The organism is Isoptericola sp. NPDC057391, from assembly GCF_042668085.1.
Taxonomy (GTDB): Bacteria; Actinomycetota; Actinomycetes; order Actinomycetales; family Cellulomonadaceae; genus Isoptericola.
The window spans coordinates 1-14,534 of sequence record NZ_JBHVBO010000106.1; the positions used below are offsets into that span (position 1 = coordinate 1).

The following is a 14,534-nucleotide window of genomic DNA, read 5'->3' on the forward strand; positions in this document are numbered from 1 at the left end:
GATCCCGGGGCCGCCCTTCGCGCTTCCGTCGGTCGCTCAGCCCGACTTGCGACGGAACATCTTCTGCACCGGGCCGGACGTCTCGGAGCCGTGCACCTGGCCGGTGTTGCCGTCCTTCCCGGCGGTCGGGTGGCTGGCGGCGTTCTTCTTCTCCAGCGCCTCCCGGAAGCGCGCCTTCGTGTCCTCGCTGGGCTTCGCCCTGGAGTCGTCCGTCGTCATCGCGGTCACCTCGTCGGTCGGGGTGGGTGTGCTCACGCGGCGCGCGGCACCTGGTGCCGTCCAGCATGCCCCGGGCGGCTACCCGGCGCCAGGGCATTTCGCCCGGACCGGGCGGCGTCGGGGCGTCAGGCCGTCGTGCCCTGTCCGGCGGTCGCGCGCTCGTCGCGCTCCGCCCGCAGCGACGTGATCGCCGACTCGAAGTCCTCGAGGGACTCGAACGACTGGTAGACGCTCGCGAAGCGCAGGTAGGCGACCTCGTCCAGCTCGCGCAGCGGTCCGAGGATCGCCAGCCCGACCTCGTTGGCCTCGATCTCGGGCCTGCCCGACGCCCGCAGGGTCTCCTCGACCTTCTGCGCGAGGACCGCGAGGTCGTCGGAGCTCACGGGCCGGCCCTGGCACGCCTTGCGCACGCCCGCCACGACCTTGTCGCGGCTGAACGGCTCGGTCACGCCGGAGCGCTTGGCCACCGAGAGGCTCGCCGTCTCGATGGTGGTGAACCGGCGCTGACACGCAGGGCACTGCCGCCGGCGACGGATGGACGCGCCGTCGTCGGAGGTGCGCGAGTCGACGACTCGTGAGTCCGCGTGGCGGCAGAACGGGCAGTGCATCGCTGGTCTCCTGCGCTCGGCTCCGGACCGGCGCCCGGCTGCCCGACAAGGTAAGCGGCGGGCGACCGTCCGCGCAAGCAGGATCCCGGCGGCGCGTGCCGTCAGTCCAGCGGGAGCACCACCACCTGTCCGGTCTGGAGCTCCGCCGACGTCAGCCCGTTGAGGTCGCGGAGGTCGGCCACGACGTCGCGCAGGTCCTCGCCCGTGTCGCGCACCTGCTGCGCGTACTGCCAGAGCGTGTCGCCGGGCGCCACCGTCTGCAGCCGGACCTCGACCCCCGCGCCCGGCGACTCGGCCACGGCGCGCTGGCCGACCAGCCCCGCGCCGACGAGCACCAGGAGCACGAGAGCCGCCACCACCACCCGGCCCCTGCGGGTGAGCCGGAGCCCACCGAGCCCGAGGAACCCGGGAGCGTCGCTGGTGCTGCGCGCGTTCTGCATCGTCCTGCCTCCGTCCACGTGGCGCCGTTCCGTCGAACACCCGTTCGTCGAACACCTGTACGTCGAACTGCTGTACTAGGTGTACCACGTCGGGGCGACACGGTCGAGACCGGATCGAACAGATGTTTGATGTCGGGCCGAAACTGGCTTAGAGTGGCCGACAGCGCGATGGCAGGTTTGTCGGATTTCATCGGCCCGCCCACGGGCCGCGCCCTGCAGGACGGAGAACGCGATGACCAGCGGACGGGACCAGGCCCCGGCGTCCACGACGACGGCGACGTCATGGGCTGCCCAGGACGAGACCTCCGAGAACCCGGCCGCGCCGACGGTGGCGGCAGGGTCCTCCACGACCGCGCTGGCGTCGGTGAGCGAGCTCTCGCCGACGTCCGACCGCCTCACGCCGCGACAGCGGCGCGTGCTCGAGACCATCCGCACCTCCGTCGAGGCGCGCGGGTACCCGCCGACCATGCGGGAGATCGGCGAGGCCGTCGGGCTGGCGAGCCCTTCCTCGGTCAAGCACCAGCTCACCACCCTCGAGCGCAAGGGCTACCTGCGCCGCGACCCCAACCGGCCGCGTGCGATCGAGGTCGTCGACCCCGAGGCGCCCGCCACCGACACGGCGGCCGACGGCGACGCCGCGCCCGGGTACGTGGCGGGGTCGCTCGCCGCGTCCGACGCGCAGCCGGCCCAGGCTCCGTCGTACGTCCCGCTGGTCGGCCGGATCGCCGCCGGCGGCCCCATCCTCGCCGAGCAGGTCGTCGAGGACGTCTTCCCCCTCCCGCGCCAGGTCGTGGGCGACCGGGACCTGTTCCTGCTCAAGGTCGCGGGCGACTCGATGGTCGACGCCGCCATCTGCGACGGCGACTGGGTGGTCGTGCGCAGCCAGCCCGTCGCCGAGAACGGCGAGGTCGTCGCCGCGATGATCGACGGCGAGGCGACGGTGAAGACGTTCAAGCAGGCCGACGGGCACATCTGGCTGCTGCCGCAGAACGCCGCCTACTCCCCCATCCCGGGCGACGAGGCGCAGGTGCTCGGCCGGGTCGTCGCGGTGCTGCGGAGCCTCTGAGCAGAGGCGTCGGGGGCAGAGTCGTCGGAAGCGGGGACGTCAGAGTCCGAGGCGGCGCTGCACCGCGCGCATGCTCTCGGCCGACGCCCGGAGCCCGGCGACCTCGTCGTTCGACAACGGGGTGTCGATCGTCTCCGCCACGCCGCGTCGGCCGACGAGCGACGGCACCGACAGGCACACGTCGCTGATCCCGTAGAAGTCGTCGAGGCGGGAGGACACGTTCATCACGCGGTGCTCGTCGTTGAGGACGGCCTCGATGATCCGCGTCGCCGCCAGGCCGACGGCGTAGTTGGTCGCCCCCTTGCCGGCGATGACGCGGTAGGCGGACTCGACGACGTCGGTGGCGATGCGCCGCCGGGCCGGCTCGTCGAGGGGCGGGCGCCCGCGGAAGGGGCGCCAGTCCAGGAGGGGCACGCCGGCGATCGTGGCCGAGCTCCACAGCACGATCTCCGAGTCGCCGTGCTCGCCCGCGATGTTCGCGTGGACGTTCCCGACCGCCACCCCGCAGTGGCGGGCCAGCGCGTCGCGCAGCCGGGACGAGTCGAGCACGGTCCCGCTGCCGAACACCCGGCCCCGCGGCAGGCCGCTGATCTCCTGTGCGGCGTACGTGACGACGTCGACCGGGTTGGTGACCATGAGGAACACCGCGTCCGGGGCGACCTCGAGCAGGCCCGGCAGGATGGACCGCGTGAGGCCGACCGTCGCCTCGGCCAGGTCGAGGCGGCTCTGCCCGGGCTTCTGCTTGGCCCCCGCCGTCACCGCGACGATATCGGCGCCACGGCAGACCTCCACGTCGTCCGAGCCGTCGATCTCGGCCTGCGGGATGAACATGCCCCCGTGGCGCAGGTCGAGCACCTCGGCCTCGACCTTCGCGCGGTTGACGTCCAGGAGGGCGACGGACCGGGCCGCGCCCCGGGCCAGCGCCGCGTACGCGAGGGTGGAACCCACCGCGCCCGCTCCGACGATCGCGAGCTTGGTCGTCCTGCGTGTCTCGTCCACGGCCCCACGCTAGGTGTCGAGGCGCCGCAGCGCAGCGCGGACGAGCTCGCCGTCCGTGGTCGGCCAGAAGTCGGGCATGGACCGGGTGAGGAACGACCCGTAGCGGGCGGTCGCCAGGCGGGGGTCGAGGACGGCCACGACCCCGCGGTCGTCACCCGTGCGCACCAGCCGGCCGGCGCCCTGCGCGAGGAGCAGCGCGGCGTGCGTGGCCGAGACCTGCATGAACCCGTTGCCGCCCGCCTGCTCCACCGACCGGGCCCGCGCCGCCTTCACCGGGTCGTCCGGGCGCGGGAACGGGATCCGGTCCACGAGCACCAGCTGGCAGCTCGGCCCCGGCACGTCGACGCCCTGCCACAGGGAGAGCGTGCCGAACAGGCAGGTCGCCGGGTCGTCGGCGAACGCCTGCACGAGGGTCGGGAGCTGGTCGTCGCCCTGGCACAGCACGGGCACGTCCAGTCGCTCGCGCATCGCTTCCGCCGCGGCCTGCGCCGCCCGGCGGGAGGAGAACAGCCCGAGCGTCCGGCCCCCGGCGGCCTCGATCAGCCCGGCGATCTCGTCCAGCTGGGCGTCGGTCGTCGGCTCCCGTCCGGGCGCGGGCAGGTGCCGTGCGACGTACAGGATCCCCTGGCGCGGGTAGTCGAACGGGCTGCCGACGTCGAGCCCCGCCCAGTCCGCGGTCTCGTGGGACCCTCCCGAGCCGGTAAGGCCGAGCGACCGCGCCACCGGGTCGAACGTGCCGCCGAGCGTGAGCGTCGCCGAGGTGAAGACGCCCGTCGCCTCGCCCAGCAGGTGCGTCCGGATCAGCCCGGCCACCGCCAGCGGAGCGGCGTGCAGGCGGGTGACGCCGTCGCCCGCCCACGGCGCGTTCTCCGGCGGGCGTGAGCACCACAGCACGTCCGCCGTCGTGTCCTCGGCCGCCATCCGCTCCGCGACCTCGAAGAGCTGCAGGACGGCGGACTGCGCCATCTTCATGCCGGCGTCCGGCGCCTCCTGCCCCTTGCCCGGCCCCTGGGGCTTGAGCCGGGTGAGAAGCTCGCGGGCGGCGTCGCGCACGGCGCCCACCGCGGTGCGCAGGTCGTCGGGGAGGCCGAGCGGGAACCGCTCCGCGGGCGCCGTGGCGAGCAGGCTGCCCAGTCGCTGCGACGCGGCGTCGAGCGCCTCGGTCTCGGTGCCGCCGTGCCGCCGCGCGAGTCGCGCGGCGTGCTCCACCACCGTGAGGGAGAGATCCACGGTGGCGGCCGCCGTCACGCGCTCGGCGAGCTCGTGCGCCTCGTCGACCACGACGGCGTCGTGCTCGGGCAGCACGCCCGGGTTCCCCGAGACGGCGATGCCGAGCATCGCGTGGTTGGTGACGACGACGTCGGCCTCCCGTGCCGCCGCACGCGCCCGCTCGGGGAAGCACTCGGCGAGGAGCGGGCACCGCTGCCCCAGGCACTCCAGGGCCGTGACGGACACCTGGCGCCAGGCCTTGTCGGGGACACCGGGCACGAGGTCGTCCCGGTCACCCGTGTCGGTCTCCTCCGCCCAGGTGTGCAGCCGGCGCACGTGGTCGGCGAGCGTGGCGGCGTCGTCGGGACGCCCGCCCCGCCGGGGTGGTCCGGCCGGCCTCGAGGGCGCCGGGTGCTGCTCGGCGCCCGCACCCTCCCCGGGGCCCGGGTCGGACGGGAGGTCGAAGAGGGTCGCGCCCTCGACCGGGTAGCCGCCGGTCACCTTGTGCTTGCACAGGTAGTTGTGCCAGCCCTTGAGCAGGGCGACCTTGGGGGGACGGGGCAGCTTGGGCCCCACGGTCTCGGCGACCAGCGGCAGGTCGCGCGTGACCACCTGGCGCTGCAGGGCAAGGGTGGCGGTGGAGACGATGACCCGCTTGCCGTCGACGACCGCGTGCCGCACGGCCGGGACGAGGTAGGCGAGCGACTTGCCCGTGCCCGTGCCGGCCTGCACCAGGAGGTGCCGGCCGTCATCCACGGCCTCCGCCACCGCCTCGGCCATGCGCCGCTGGCCCTCCCGCCGTCCGCCGCCGAGGGCCCCCACCGCCAGGTCGAGGAGCTGCGGGGCGTCGGGGGCGTCGGCGGAGGTCACCCGTCGATCCTAGGGCGCCCCGCCGACCGTCCGGCGCGGGCTCCCACAGCCCGCCGCCGGCCCGTCAGCCCGCGACGGCGGCGTGCTGGAGCTCGGCCGCGAGCGCCTCGTCTACGCGACCGCGCAGACGGGTGCCCTCGGCCAGGTGCTCCTCGGCGACCGTGCCGCCCGCCTCGTGCACGCGGTGCACCAGGTCGCCGCGGGAGTACGGGACGACCAGGTCGATCTCGACGTGGGGCTGGGGCAGCTCGGCCGCGATCAGCTCCCGCAGCTCCGCCATGCCCTCGCCCGAGTGCGCGGACACCACGACGCTGCGCCGCTCGCGACGCTGCACCCGGCCGACCACGGCGGGGTCGGCGACGTCGGCCTTGTTGAGCACGACGACCTCGGGCACGTCCGCGATCCCGGGGATCTCGGCGAGCACCTCGCGCACCGCGGCGATCTGGCCCTCGGGGTCCGGGTGGGAGGCGTCGACGACGTGCAGCAGCAGCGCGGCGTCGCCCACCTCCTCCAGCGTGGACCGGAACGCCTCGACGAGCTGGTGCGGCAGGTGCCGCACGAACCCGACGGTGTCGGTGAACGTGTAGGGCCGCCCGTCCTCGGTGCGGGCCCGGCGCACGGTCGGGTCCAGCGTGGCGAACAGGGCGTTCTCCACGAGGACGCCCGCGTCCGTGAGCGCGTTGAGCAGCGACGACTTGCCGGCGTTCGTATAGCCGGCGATCGCCACGTTCGGCACGCCGTGCCGCTTGCGGTCGAGGCGCTTGGTCTCGCGCCCCGGCGCCATCGCGGCGATCTCGCGCCGCAGCTTGGCCATCCGGTTGCGGATGCGGCGCCGGTCCAGCTCGATCTTGGTCTCACCGGGTCCGCGGGAGCCCATGCCGGCGCCCTGGCCGCCCACCTGGCCACCGGCCTGGCGGGACATCGAGTCGCCCCAGCCGCGCAGGCGCGGCAGCAGGTACTCGAGCTGTGCCAGCTCGACCTGCGCCTTGCCCTCCCGCGACTTGGCGTGCTGGGCGAAGATGTCGAGGATCAGGGCGGTGCGGTCGACCACCTTGACCTTGACGATGTCCTCCAGCGCGCGGCGCTGGGACGGGGCCAGCTCGGTGTCGGCGACGACGGTGTCGGCGCCGACAGACGCGACGACCTCCGCCAGCTCGGCCGCCTTGCCGGACCCGAGGTAGGTGCCGGGGTCGGGCTTCTGACGGCGCTGCAGCAGCCCGTCGAGGACCTGCGAGCCTGCGGTCTCGGCGAGCGCGGCGAGCTCGCGCAGCGAGACCTCCGCCTCGCGGGCCGCGGCCTCGCCGCCGGAGTACAGGCCGACCAGCACCACGCGCTCCAGGCGCAGCTGGCGGTACTCGACCTCGGTGACGTCCTCGAGCTCCGTGGAGAGCCCGGCGACGCGCCGCAGCGAGATGCGCTCCTCGAGGTCGAGCTGGTCGCCGTCGTGGGCGGTGTGCACCGTGGCGCCCTCGGACCGCGCCGTCCCGGCCCGCGCGAGCACCCGGGCCACGACGTCCTGCGCGATCGCCTGGGCGTCGCGCTCGGCCTCGCGGCGCGCGTCCACCGAGGTCTCGGCGCCGGGAGCCCCGGCGGTCTCGTCGGCCTGCGGGGTGTCGGGGTTGGTCGGGGTGTGGGTCAAGGTGTGCCTCTCGGGTCGGGATCGGCGGTCCGGCCGCCGTAGGGGTACAACAAGGGTCCCACGCCAGATCGTCCCGGCGGAGAGATTTTCGCCGGGCGGATCCTCCCCGGGTCGTCGCCGGGCTCTCCTCGTCGAGCGGCCGGCGACCGCGTCGGACGGCGGGCGACCTAGGATCGCGGGGTGAGCGAGCAGCCCGACCACTACTTCTCCGCGCAGCCGGCCTCGGCCGCCGAGCGCCGTCGCGCCGTCGTCGAGCTCGCCGGCCGGGAGGTCGAGGTGGACGTCGCCTCCGGCGTCTTCTCCCCCGGCGGCGTCGACAAGGGGACGCGGGTGCTGCTGCGCGAGGTGCCTGCCCCGCCCGCCGCCGGCGACCTGCTCGACCTCGGCTGCGGCTGGGGGCCGATCGCGCTCTCGATGGCGCTCGCCTCCCCCGGCGCCACCGTGTGGGCCGTGGACGTCAACGAGCGGGCGCTCGACCTGCTCCGCTCGACGGCGGAGCGCCTCGGCCTGGAGAACGTGCGCGCCGTGCGCGCCGGGGAGGTGCCGGACGACGTGCGGTTCGCCGCCATCTGGTCGAACCCGCCGATCCGGGTCGGCAAGGCCGTGCTGCACGACCTGCTGCGCGCCTGGCTCCCCCGGCTGGCCGCGGACGCCGAGGCGTGGCTCGTGGTGCAGAAGAACCTGGGCTCGGACTCGCTGGCGCGCTGGATCGAGGCCGAGCTGGGCCGCGGCGTCGAGCGCACGGCGTCGTCCAAGGGCTTCCGCGTGCTCCGGGTCGACTGACGCCGGTCCTGCCGAGCGGGGTCAGAGCTCCGCGAGCTCCGTCTCCCCGCTGAACACCAGCTCCGCCGGGCCGGCGAGCTCCACGTGGCCGCCCTCGAGCAGCCGGACGCGGACCAGCCCGCCGGGGACCTCCACCTCCCACACGTCCGGCACGGCGCCGTCGGCCCCCGCCGCGGCCCACGTGCGTACCGCGAGCGCCGCGGCGCACGCCCCCGTGCCGCAGGACTGCGTCTCCCCCACGCCGCGCTCGTGCACGCGCATCCGCACGTGCCCGACCGACCGCCCGTCGGGGTCCACCGTCTCGGCGAGCGGCACGACGAGCTCGACGTTCGTGCCCTCGGGGGGCAGCGGGTCGACCTCGGGCGCCCGGGTCAGGTCGGCCTCGGCGAGCTCGGACGGCCGCGCGAGGGCGACGACGGTGTGCGGGTTGCCCAGGTCGACGCTCAGCGCCGGGCGGGGGGTGTCCCAGCCCCGCACGAGGACGGCGGCGTCCGCGCCGCGCGACGCGGCGGCGTCCCCGCCGGGCAGCGCCCAGGGGCCCATGTCCACCGCGTACCAGCCGCCCGGCTCCTTGCGGACCCGGCGCACGCCGGCGCGGGTGCCGAGCGCGAGCTCCTGCCCGGCGTCGAGGTCCGCGAGCCCGAGCTGCTCGGCGAAGGCCGTGAAGACGCGCACGCCGTTGCCGCACATCTGGGCGACGGAGCCGTCGGCGTTGCGGTAGTCCATGAACCAGATCGCCGCGGGCTCCTCGGCGAGCACGCGGTCGGCCACCGCCTCGCCGGCGCGGGCGACGGCCGCGGTGGGCGCGAGCCGGATGACGCCGTCGCCGCCGATCCCGGCGCGGCGGTCGGCCAGCCGCCGCACCTGGTCCGGGGTGAGCTCGAGGTCCCCTCGGGTGTCGGCCAGCAGCACGAAGTCGTTCTGGGTGCCGTGACCCTTGGTGAAGCGCAGCGTCATGAGCCCAGAGTACGGCGCACGGGCGCCGTCCCGGGCTCGGGCAGGCGCCCGGCGTCGGCGGCGCGCACCACCGCGAGCGCCTCGCCGACCAGGTCGGTCGAGCCGGCGTCGAGCCAGCGCACGCGCGGGTCCCGCCCGAACCAGCCCATCTGCTTGCGCGCCAGCCGGCGGGTGTTCGCGACGATCGCCTCGCGCGCGCCGTCGAGGGTGAGCTCCCCGCGCCAGCACGCGAGGAGCTCGGCGTAGCCGACGGCGCGGGCCGCCGTCGTGCCCAGGCCTGCGCCCGTCCCGCCCTGCTCCGGCGACGCGAGGGACCGCACCTCCTCGACGAGACCTTCGTCCCACATCCGCTCCACCCGGCCCGCCACGCAGGCGTCGAGCACCTCGCGGTCGCAGTCGAGCCCGATCTGCACGGCCGGGCGGACGTGCTCCTGGCGGGGCAGGTTGGCGGTGTACGGACGGCCGGTGAGCTCGATGACCTCGAGGGCGCGCACGATCCGCCGCGTGTTGTGCGGGCCGATCGAGGCCGCCGCGTCGGGGTCGAGCCGGGCGAGCTCGTCGTGCAGGGCCCGGCGTCCCTCGTGCTCGGCGCGCTCCTCGAGGCGGGCCCGCACCGCCGGGTCGGTGCCGGGGAAGTCCATGTGGTCGAGCAGGGCTCGCACGTACAGGCCGGACCCGCCGACGACGACGGCCCGCGCCCCCCGGCCGGCGATCTCGTCCAGGTCGGCGCGCGCGGCGCTCTGGTAACGCGCCACGGACGCGTCCTCGACCGGGTCCAGCACGTCGAGCTGGTGGTGCACGATCCCTCGCCGCTCGGCGAGGGGCACCTTCGCGGTGCCGACGTCCATGCCGCGGTAGAGCTGGAACGCATCGGCGTTGACGATCTCCGCGTCGGCGGTCCCCCGCAGGGCGCCGGGGCCGCCGTCGCCGCCGGGCGACAGCGCCTGCGCCAGGTCGAGCGCCAGGTCGGACTTGCCCGTCGCCGTCGGCCCGACGACGGCGACGACCACGGGGACGCCCGGTGCCACCGGGCCGTTCGGCGCTGCGCTCACGCGACGACCCTAGCCCGGCGACGACCGGGTGAGACCGGCGACGACCAGGTGCGACCTGTGACCGGGAGGCGCCCACCCTGGCTAGGGTGTCGTCCGCCACCCAACGCTGCCTGGCGCAACGACGTGTGCGCCGGGCCCCGCACAGGACGAGGACTCATGGCCTTCTTCACCAAGCCCACCGCCGCGGCCGCCGCCGCCCCCGCCCCCCTCACCCGGGACCGGCTCGAGGCGCTGATGACGCGCCGCGAGTGGTACTTCGGGATCGACGACGACGGTGACCTGGGCGGGGTCTGGGACGACAACACGTTCTACTTCCTGCTGGTCGGCGAGCCGCAGGCGATCCTGCAGATCCGCGGCCGCTGGAGCCGCACGCTGCCGACGACGGAGCTGGGGGCCCTGACCGCCCTGCTCAACGAGTGGAACGTCGGGCGCATCTGGCCCAAGGTCTTCGCCCGCCCGGAGGACGACGGCTCGGCCGTCGTGGTGTACGCCGAGGTCGCCACCGACCTGCGCAGCGGCGTCAACGACGAGCAGCTCGAGCGGATCGTCGACTGCGGCCTCGCGACGGGCCTGTCCTTCTTCGAGATGCTGGACGAGCGCTACCCGGCGGCCGACGGCCCGCAGGGGGCGGCCGACGACGCCGCGCGGTCCGCGGCGGGCGACGCGCGGTGACCAGCGGCTCCGACGCCTTCCAGGTCGACCTGCGCGGCCTGGTCGAGCTGCTCAGCCGGCACCTGTACTCCAGCCCCCGCGTCTACCTGCGCGAGCTGCTGCAGAACGGCGTGGACGCGATCACCGCCCGCCGCGCCCTGGACGCCGGCGCGCCCGCGCGCGTGCTGCTGCGTCCCCTGGACGACGGCGGCCTCGAGGTGCATGACACGGGCGTCGGCCTCACCGCCGGCGAGGCCCGCGACCTGCTGGCCACCATCGGCCGCAGCTCGAAGCGCGACGCCGGCCCGGCGGACCCGGCCGACCCGCTCGGCCCCGGGTTCGGGGGCGGGCGGGAGGAGTTCCTGGGCCAGTTCGGGATCGGCCTGCTGTCGGCGTTCATGGTCGCGGACGAGATCGACCTCGTGTCCCGCTCGGCGCGCGACCCCGAGGCGGCTCCCGTGCGGTGGCGCGGGTACGCCGACGGCCGGTACGAGCTCACGGAGCTCGACCCGGCCGACCCCTCGGCCCCCGAGGGTGCCGGGAGCGTCGTGCGCCTGCGCCCCCTGCGCGACGCCGAGCACTGGCTCGAGCCCGACACCGTGGCCGCGCTCGCCGCCGACTTCGGCGGGCTGCTGCCCGTGGACGTGTCGGTCGAGGTGCGCCTGGACGACGGCGGCACGGTGCGGCGCCGCCTCAGCGGCGGCGAGCTGCCCTGGCGTGCGCCCCACGCGGACGACGCCGAGCGTGCGCGGGCCCTGGCGGCGTACTGCGAGCGCACGCTGGGCTTCACGCCGCTGGCCCACATCGACCTCGACCTGCCGGTCGCCGGGCTCACCGGGGTCGCGTTCGTGCTCCCTGCCGCCGTCGCGCCCACGACGGCGGCGCACCACAGGGTGTCGCTCAAGCGCATGCTGCTCGGCACGGGCGTCGAGAGCCTCCTTCCCGAGTGGGCGTTCTTCGTGCGGTGCGTCGTCGACGCGTCCGCCCTGCGCCCCACCGCGTCGCGCGAGGGGCTGTTCGAGGACGACGTCCTCTTCGCCACCCGCGAGGCGCTGGGCGAGCAGGTCCGCGCCTGGACGCTCGACACCCTGGCGGAGCCGTCGCCGCTGGCGCGGTCGTTCCTGTCCACGCACCACCTCGCCGTCCGCGCGCTGGCGGTGCAGGACGACGCCATGCTCGACCTGGCCGCCCGCGTGCTGCCGTTCGAGACCACCGTCGGCACGCGCACCCTCGCCGACCTGGCCGAGCCTGCCGAGGGCGAGGCGCCCGCCCGGGTGCTGTGGACCACCAGCGTCGAGGAGTACCGCCGGGTGGCCGCGGTCGCGGCGGCCCAGGGTCTGCCGGTGCTCAACGCGGGATACGTCTACGACGCCGACCTGCTCGCGCGTGTCGCCCGGCGGCGGCCGCGGTGGCGCCTCGCGCCCGTGGCGCCGGGCGACCTCGAGGCCGTGCTGGGCGAGGTGGAGCCGCTGCGCGAGCTCGAGGTGACCGACGCGCTCGCCGCCCTCGGCGACGACCTCGCCGACCAGGACTGCGACGTCCAGCTGCGCGTCTTCTCGCCGTCCGAGGTGCCCGCCATGCTGCTCACCGACCGGGACGGGGAGCACGCCCGCCAGGCCCGCGCGGCCGCCGCCCCCGTCGGCGACGTCACGGACGTGTGGGGCGCCGTGCTCGCCGGCCTCACCGGCCCGGTGCGCGCCCGCCGGCTCGTGCTGAACGACGCCAACCCGACGGTCCGCGCGCTGCTCGCGGCCGGCGACGCCCCCGTGCGCGCCGCGGGCGCCCGCTCGCTGTACGTCACCGCGCTGCTCGCCTCCGGCCGGCCGCTGGCCGGCGCCGAGGCGGGGCTGCTGGACGACGCCCTGCGCACGCTGCTCGAGCGCGCCCTGCCCGAGCCCCGTCCCACCGAGACCCGTACCGCCGAGCCCCGCACTACCGAGACCCGCACCACCGAGACCGAGGACGACGCCCGATGACCCGCACCCTGGACGAGGCGAACCGCGCCGTCTCCACCATCATGAGCATGCCGTACGGCGTCGCGCGCAGCGCCGCCGCGGAGCAGGAGGCCGCCCGCATCACCGCGGAAGGCCCGGACGAGGCGCGCGCCTACGCCCTGTTCGCGCTGGTGGACTCCTACACCTCGACGCCCGAGGCGGAGAAGGCGTTCCTGCCGTTCACGCAGCTGCTGCGCTGGTGGGACGAGCACCCCGAGCTGTTCGACGGCAGCGACACCCACTCGCTGTTCTGGTCGTTCAAGTGGATGGTGGGCCTGCTCGCCCGTTTCCCGTCCGTCCCGACCGCGCAGCTCGACGCCACGCTCGACGACATGGAGCGCCGGTACGCGCTCGCCGGGAACGGGACCAGCGCGGTGGCCGGCGAGCGGTTCGCCTGGCTCCGCGCCCAGGGCGCCCCCGGTACCGAGGAGGCGTACCGCACGTGGATCACGACGCCGCGGGACTCCTTCTCCGACTGCGCCGCCTGCATGCCCGCCGGCCAGGCGGAGTACCTCGCGGAGACCGGGCGCGTCCGCGAGGCTGCCGACGTCGTGGCCGCCGCGGTCGCGTCGGGCGCCACCTGCGGCGACGAGCCCGCGGGGATGGAGTCGCTGCTGGAGCTGCTCCTGCTGGACCTGGGGGACGCCGCGGGCGCCGCCGCGGTGCACCGCAGCGCGATCAGCCACCTCGACGCCGCGGTCTCGAAGGAGATCGCCGCGGCCCGCCACGTGGAGTTCCTCGCCCGCGCCGGGCACCCGGAGCGCGCCCTGCGGCTCCTGCACGCGTACCCCGAGCACCTCACGGTGTCCGACTCGCCGGGCGAGCGGCTCGCCGTGCTCACCCACGTGGCGGTCGGCACCGGGGTGCTGCGCGAGACGCACGCCGACACCCCCGTCGAGCTCCCCGGCGTCCCGGCGCGCACGGTCGCCGAGCTCGACGCGTGGGCGCGCGCCGAGATCGCGCCGATCGCCCGCGCCTTCGACGCCCGGCACGGCACCGACCGGCACGCGCGCCTCCTCGACGCCGCGTGGGCGCGCCAGGCCCGGCGGCTGCCCGTCGAGCTCGGCGTGCTCGCCGCCGCCGAGCGTGCCGCCACCGCTCCCGACACGCTGCCCGAGGCGACGCCCACGTCGCTCGCGGGCGCCGACGCCGGCTCCCCCGCGGGCGTCGACCTCGCCGGCGTGACGGCCCCGGGCCCCGGTGCCGACCCGGTCGCCGCCGCCCTCGCTCGCGCGGAGCTCGAGCCGGACCCCGTCGAGGCGTCCGCGGCCTACCTGACCGCCGCCCGCCTGGCCGAGGAGGCCGGCCGTCTCGAGGACGCGGGCTTCGCCCTGGCGGAGGCCGCGCAGGTGGCCGCGACCCTGGGCGACGACGAGGGCGCGGTGCCCGCGTTCGTGCAGGCCGTCGGCCTGCTGCGGGCGGCGTCGACCGATCCCGCCCACGTCGGCCCCGTCGTCCGGGCCGCCGCCGCGGCCCAGGCTCGCGTCGGCGACGTCGACGCCGCCCTCGCCGCCGTCGAGCGGGTGCTCGGCGACGTCGCGCGCCCCGCCGACGGCGCGCCCGCAGCGCCGACCCCCGAGCTGTCGGAGGAGCTCGCCGCACGGCGCGCCGCGTTCGTCGCCGCCGAGGAGCTCCAGCTGCGCGACGTGCGCGCCCGCCTCCTCGCGACCGCCGGGCAGCACGCCGAGGGGGCGCGCCAGGCGGAGGCGGTGGCCGAGGAGCTCGGTCGTGCCGGCCTGCCCTTCGACGCCGCGCACGCCTTCTGGCTGGCGGGCAGCGCGCTCCGGGCCGCGGGGGACGACGCCGCGGCGGTCGACCCGCTGCGGGCCGCGCTGGAGGGTCTCGCGGCGGTGGGCGCGCGGGCGGACCTGACCACCGTCGCCGACGAGCTGGTCGGGACGCTCCGGGGCCTGGGCCGCGCCGAGGAGGCGGACGCCGTCGCCGCGTCGCTCGTGCCCTGACGCGCGGGCTCGACCGCTGCGGGGCGACCTGCCGGCCGTCGGGCCGGCCGGCAGGTCAGCCGGCGCTCCCCTCGGCGACCCGGTAC

The 14,534-nt window shown here is 76.1% G+C and carries 13 protein-coding genes; 5 read left to right on the forward strand and 8 right to left on the reverse strand.

Annotated elements, in window-relative coordinates; genetic code table 11:
• Nucleotides 1–36 precede the first annotated feature (36 nt).
• The 3 genes from ACFUVW_RS13570 to ACFUVW_RS13580 form a co-directional block, all read right to left on the reverse strand.
• Nucleotides 37–255, reverse strand: a complete 219-nt coding sequence (locus ACFUVW_RS13570; protein ID WP_430571860.1) for a DUF5302 domain-containing protein — start codon at nt 253–255, stop codon at nt 37–39.
• Between the two features lie 89 nt (nt 256–344).
• Nucleotides 345–827, reverse strand: a complete 483-nt coding sequence (gene nrdR / locus ACFUVW_RS13575) for a transcriptional regulator NrdR (protein ID WP_430571861.1) — start codon at nt 825–827, stop codon at nt 345–347.
• A gap of 101 nt (nt 828–928) precedes the next feature.
• The gene (locus tag ACFUVW_RS13580) at nt 929–1,267 is read right to left on the reverse strand and encodes a LysM peptidoglycan-binding domain-containing protein (protein ID WP_430571862.1); all 339 of its coding nucleotides are present in this window, start codon (nt 1,265–1,267) and stop codon (nt 929–931) included.
• 232 nt (nt 1,268–1,499) lie between these two features.
• Here ACFUVW_RS13580 and lexA point away from each other — a divergent pair, with 232 nt between their 5' ends.
• Nucleotides 1,500–2,333 carry a transcriptional repressor LexA gene (gene lexA, locus ACFUVW_RS13585; RefSeq protein ID WP_430571863.1) on the forward strand — a complete coding sequence of 278 codons (834 nt, stop codon included), beginning with the start codon at nt 1,500–1,502 and terminating at the stop codon, nt 2,331–2,333.
• A 39-nt stretch (nt 2,334–2,372) separates the two neighbouring features.
• Here the strand turns inward: lexA and ACFUVW_RS13590 are convergent, their stop codons facing one another.
• The 3 genes from ACFUVW_RS13590 to hflX form a co-directional block, all read right to left on the reverse strand.
• Complete coding sequence (locus tag ACFUVW_RS13590) at nt 2,373–3,332, reverse strand: L-lactate dehydrogenase (protein WP_430571864.1); 960 nt, start codon at nt 3,330–3,332, stop codon at nt 2,373–2,375.
• Nucleotides 3,333–3,341: 9 nt separating this feature from the next.
• Nucleotides 3,342–5,411 (reverse strand): ATP-dependent DNA helicase, encoded by a 2,070-nt coding sequence (locus tag ACFUVW_RS13595; protein ID WP_430571865.1) that lies wholly within the window; start codon nt 5,409–5,411, stop codon nt 3,342–3,344.
• Between the two features lie 64 nt (nt 5,412–5,475).
• On the reverse strand, nt 5,476–7,050 hold the full coding sequence (hflX, locus tag ACFUVW_RS13600; RefSeq protein ID WP_430571866.1) for a GTPase HflX: 1,575 nt from the start codon (nt 7,048–7,050) through the stop codon (nt 5,476–5,478).
• Between the two features lie 180 nt (nt 7,051–7,230).
• Between hflX and ACFUVW_RS13605 the strand changes: the two genes are divergently transcribed.
• On the forward strand, nt 7,231–7,833 hold the full coding sequence (locus ACFUVW_RS13605) for a class I SAM-dependent methyltransferase (RefSeq protein ID WP_430571867.1): 603 nt from the start codon (nt 7,231–7,233) through the stop codon (nt 7,831–7,833).
• Nucleotides 7,834–7,854: 21 nt separating this feature from the next.
• On the opposite strand, the gene dapF is transcribed toward ACFUVW_RS13605, so the two are convergent.
• A complete protein-coding gene (dapF, locus tag ACFUVW_RS13610; RefSeq protein ID WP_430571868.1) occupies nt 7,855–8,790 on the reverse strand; it encodes a diaminopimelate epimerase in 936 nt (311 codons plus the stop codon).
• Entirely contained in the window at nt 8,787–9,842 is a 1,056-nt protein-coding gene (miaA, locus tag ACFUVW_RS13615; protein ID WP_430571869.1) for a tRNA (adenosine(37)-N6)-dimethylallyltransferase MiaA, read from the reverse strand. The genes dapF and miaA overlap by 4 nt, the downstream gene beginning before the upstream one ends.
• A gap of 156 nt (nt 9,843–9,998) precedes the next feature.
• On the opposite strand from miaA, the gene ACFUVW_RS13620 reads away from it, so the two are divergent.
• The 3 genes from ACFUVW_RS13620 to ACFUVW_RS13630 are packed head-to-tail and all read left to right on the forward strand — an operon-like array spanning nt 9,999 to nt 14,448.
• Nucleotides 9,999–10,514 (forward strand): YbjN domain-containing protein, encoded by a 516-nt coding sequence (locus tag ACFUVW_RS13620; protein ID WP_430571870.1) that lies wholly within the window; start codon nt 9,999–10,001, stop codon nt 10,512–10,514.
• Complete coding sequence (locus ACFUVW_RS13625; protein WP_430571871.1) at nt 10,511–12,469, forward strand: HSP90 family protein; 1,959 nt, start codon at nt 10,511–10,513, stop codon at nt 12,467–12,469. The genes ACFUVW_RS13620 and ACFUVW_RS13625 overlap by 4 nt, the downstream gene beginning before the upstream one ends.
• Nucleotides 12,466–14,448 carry a hypothetical protein gene (locus ACFUVW_RS13630; protein WP_430571872.1) on the forward strand — a complete coding sequence of 661 codons (1,983 nt, stop codon included), beginning with the start codon at nt 12,466–12,468 and terminating at the stop codon, nt 14,446–14,448. Before ACFUVW_RS13625 ends, ACFUVW_RS13630 begins: the two co-directional genes overlap by 4 nt.
• Nucleotides 14,449–14,534: the final 86 nt, after the last annotated feature.

Bases quoted from the DNA above. Each gene is read 5' to 3' on its own strand.
- nrdR (WP_430571861.1), bottom strand. From the start codon at position 827: ATGCACTGCCCGTTCTGCCGCCACGCGGACTCACGAGTCGTCGACTCG.
- ACFUVW_RS13580 (WP_430571862.1), bottom strand. From the start codon at position 1,267: ATGCAGAACGCGCGCAGCACCAGCGACGCTCCCGGGTTCCTCGGGCTC.
- lexA (WP_430571863.1), top strand. From the start codon at position 1,500: ATGACCAGCGGACGGGACCAGGCCCCGGCGTCCACGACGACGGCGACG.
- dapF (WP_430571868.1), bottom strand. From the start codon at position 8,790: ATGACGCTGCGCTTCACCAAGGGTCACGGCACCCAGAACGACTTCGTG.
- ACFUVW_RS13620 (WP_430571870.1), top strand. From the start codon at position 9,999: ATGGCCTTCTTCACCAAGCCCACCGCCGCGGCCGCCGCCGCCCCCGCC.
- ACFUVW_RS13630 (WP_430571872.1), top strand. From the start codon at position 12,466: ATGACCCGCACCCTGGACGAGGCGAACCGCGCCGTCTCCACCATCATG.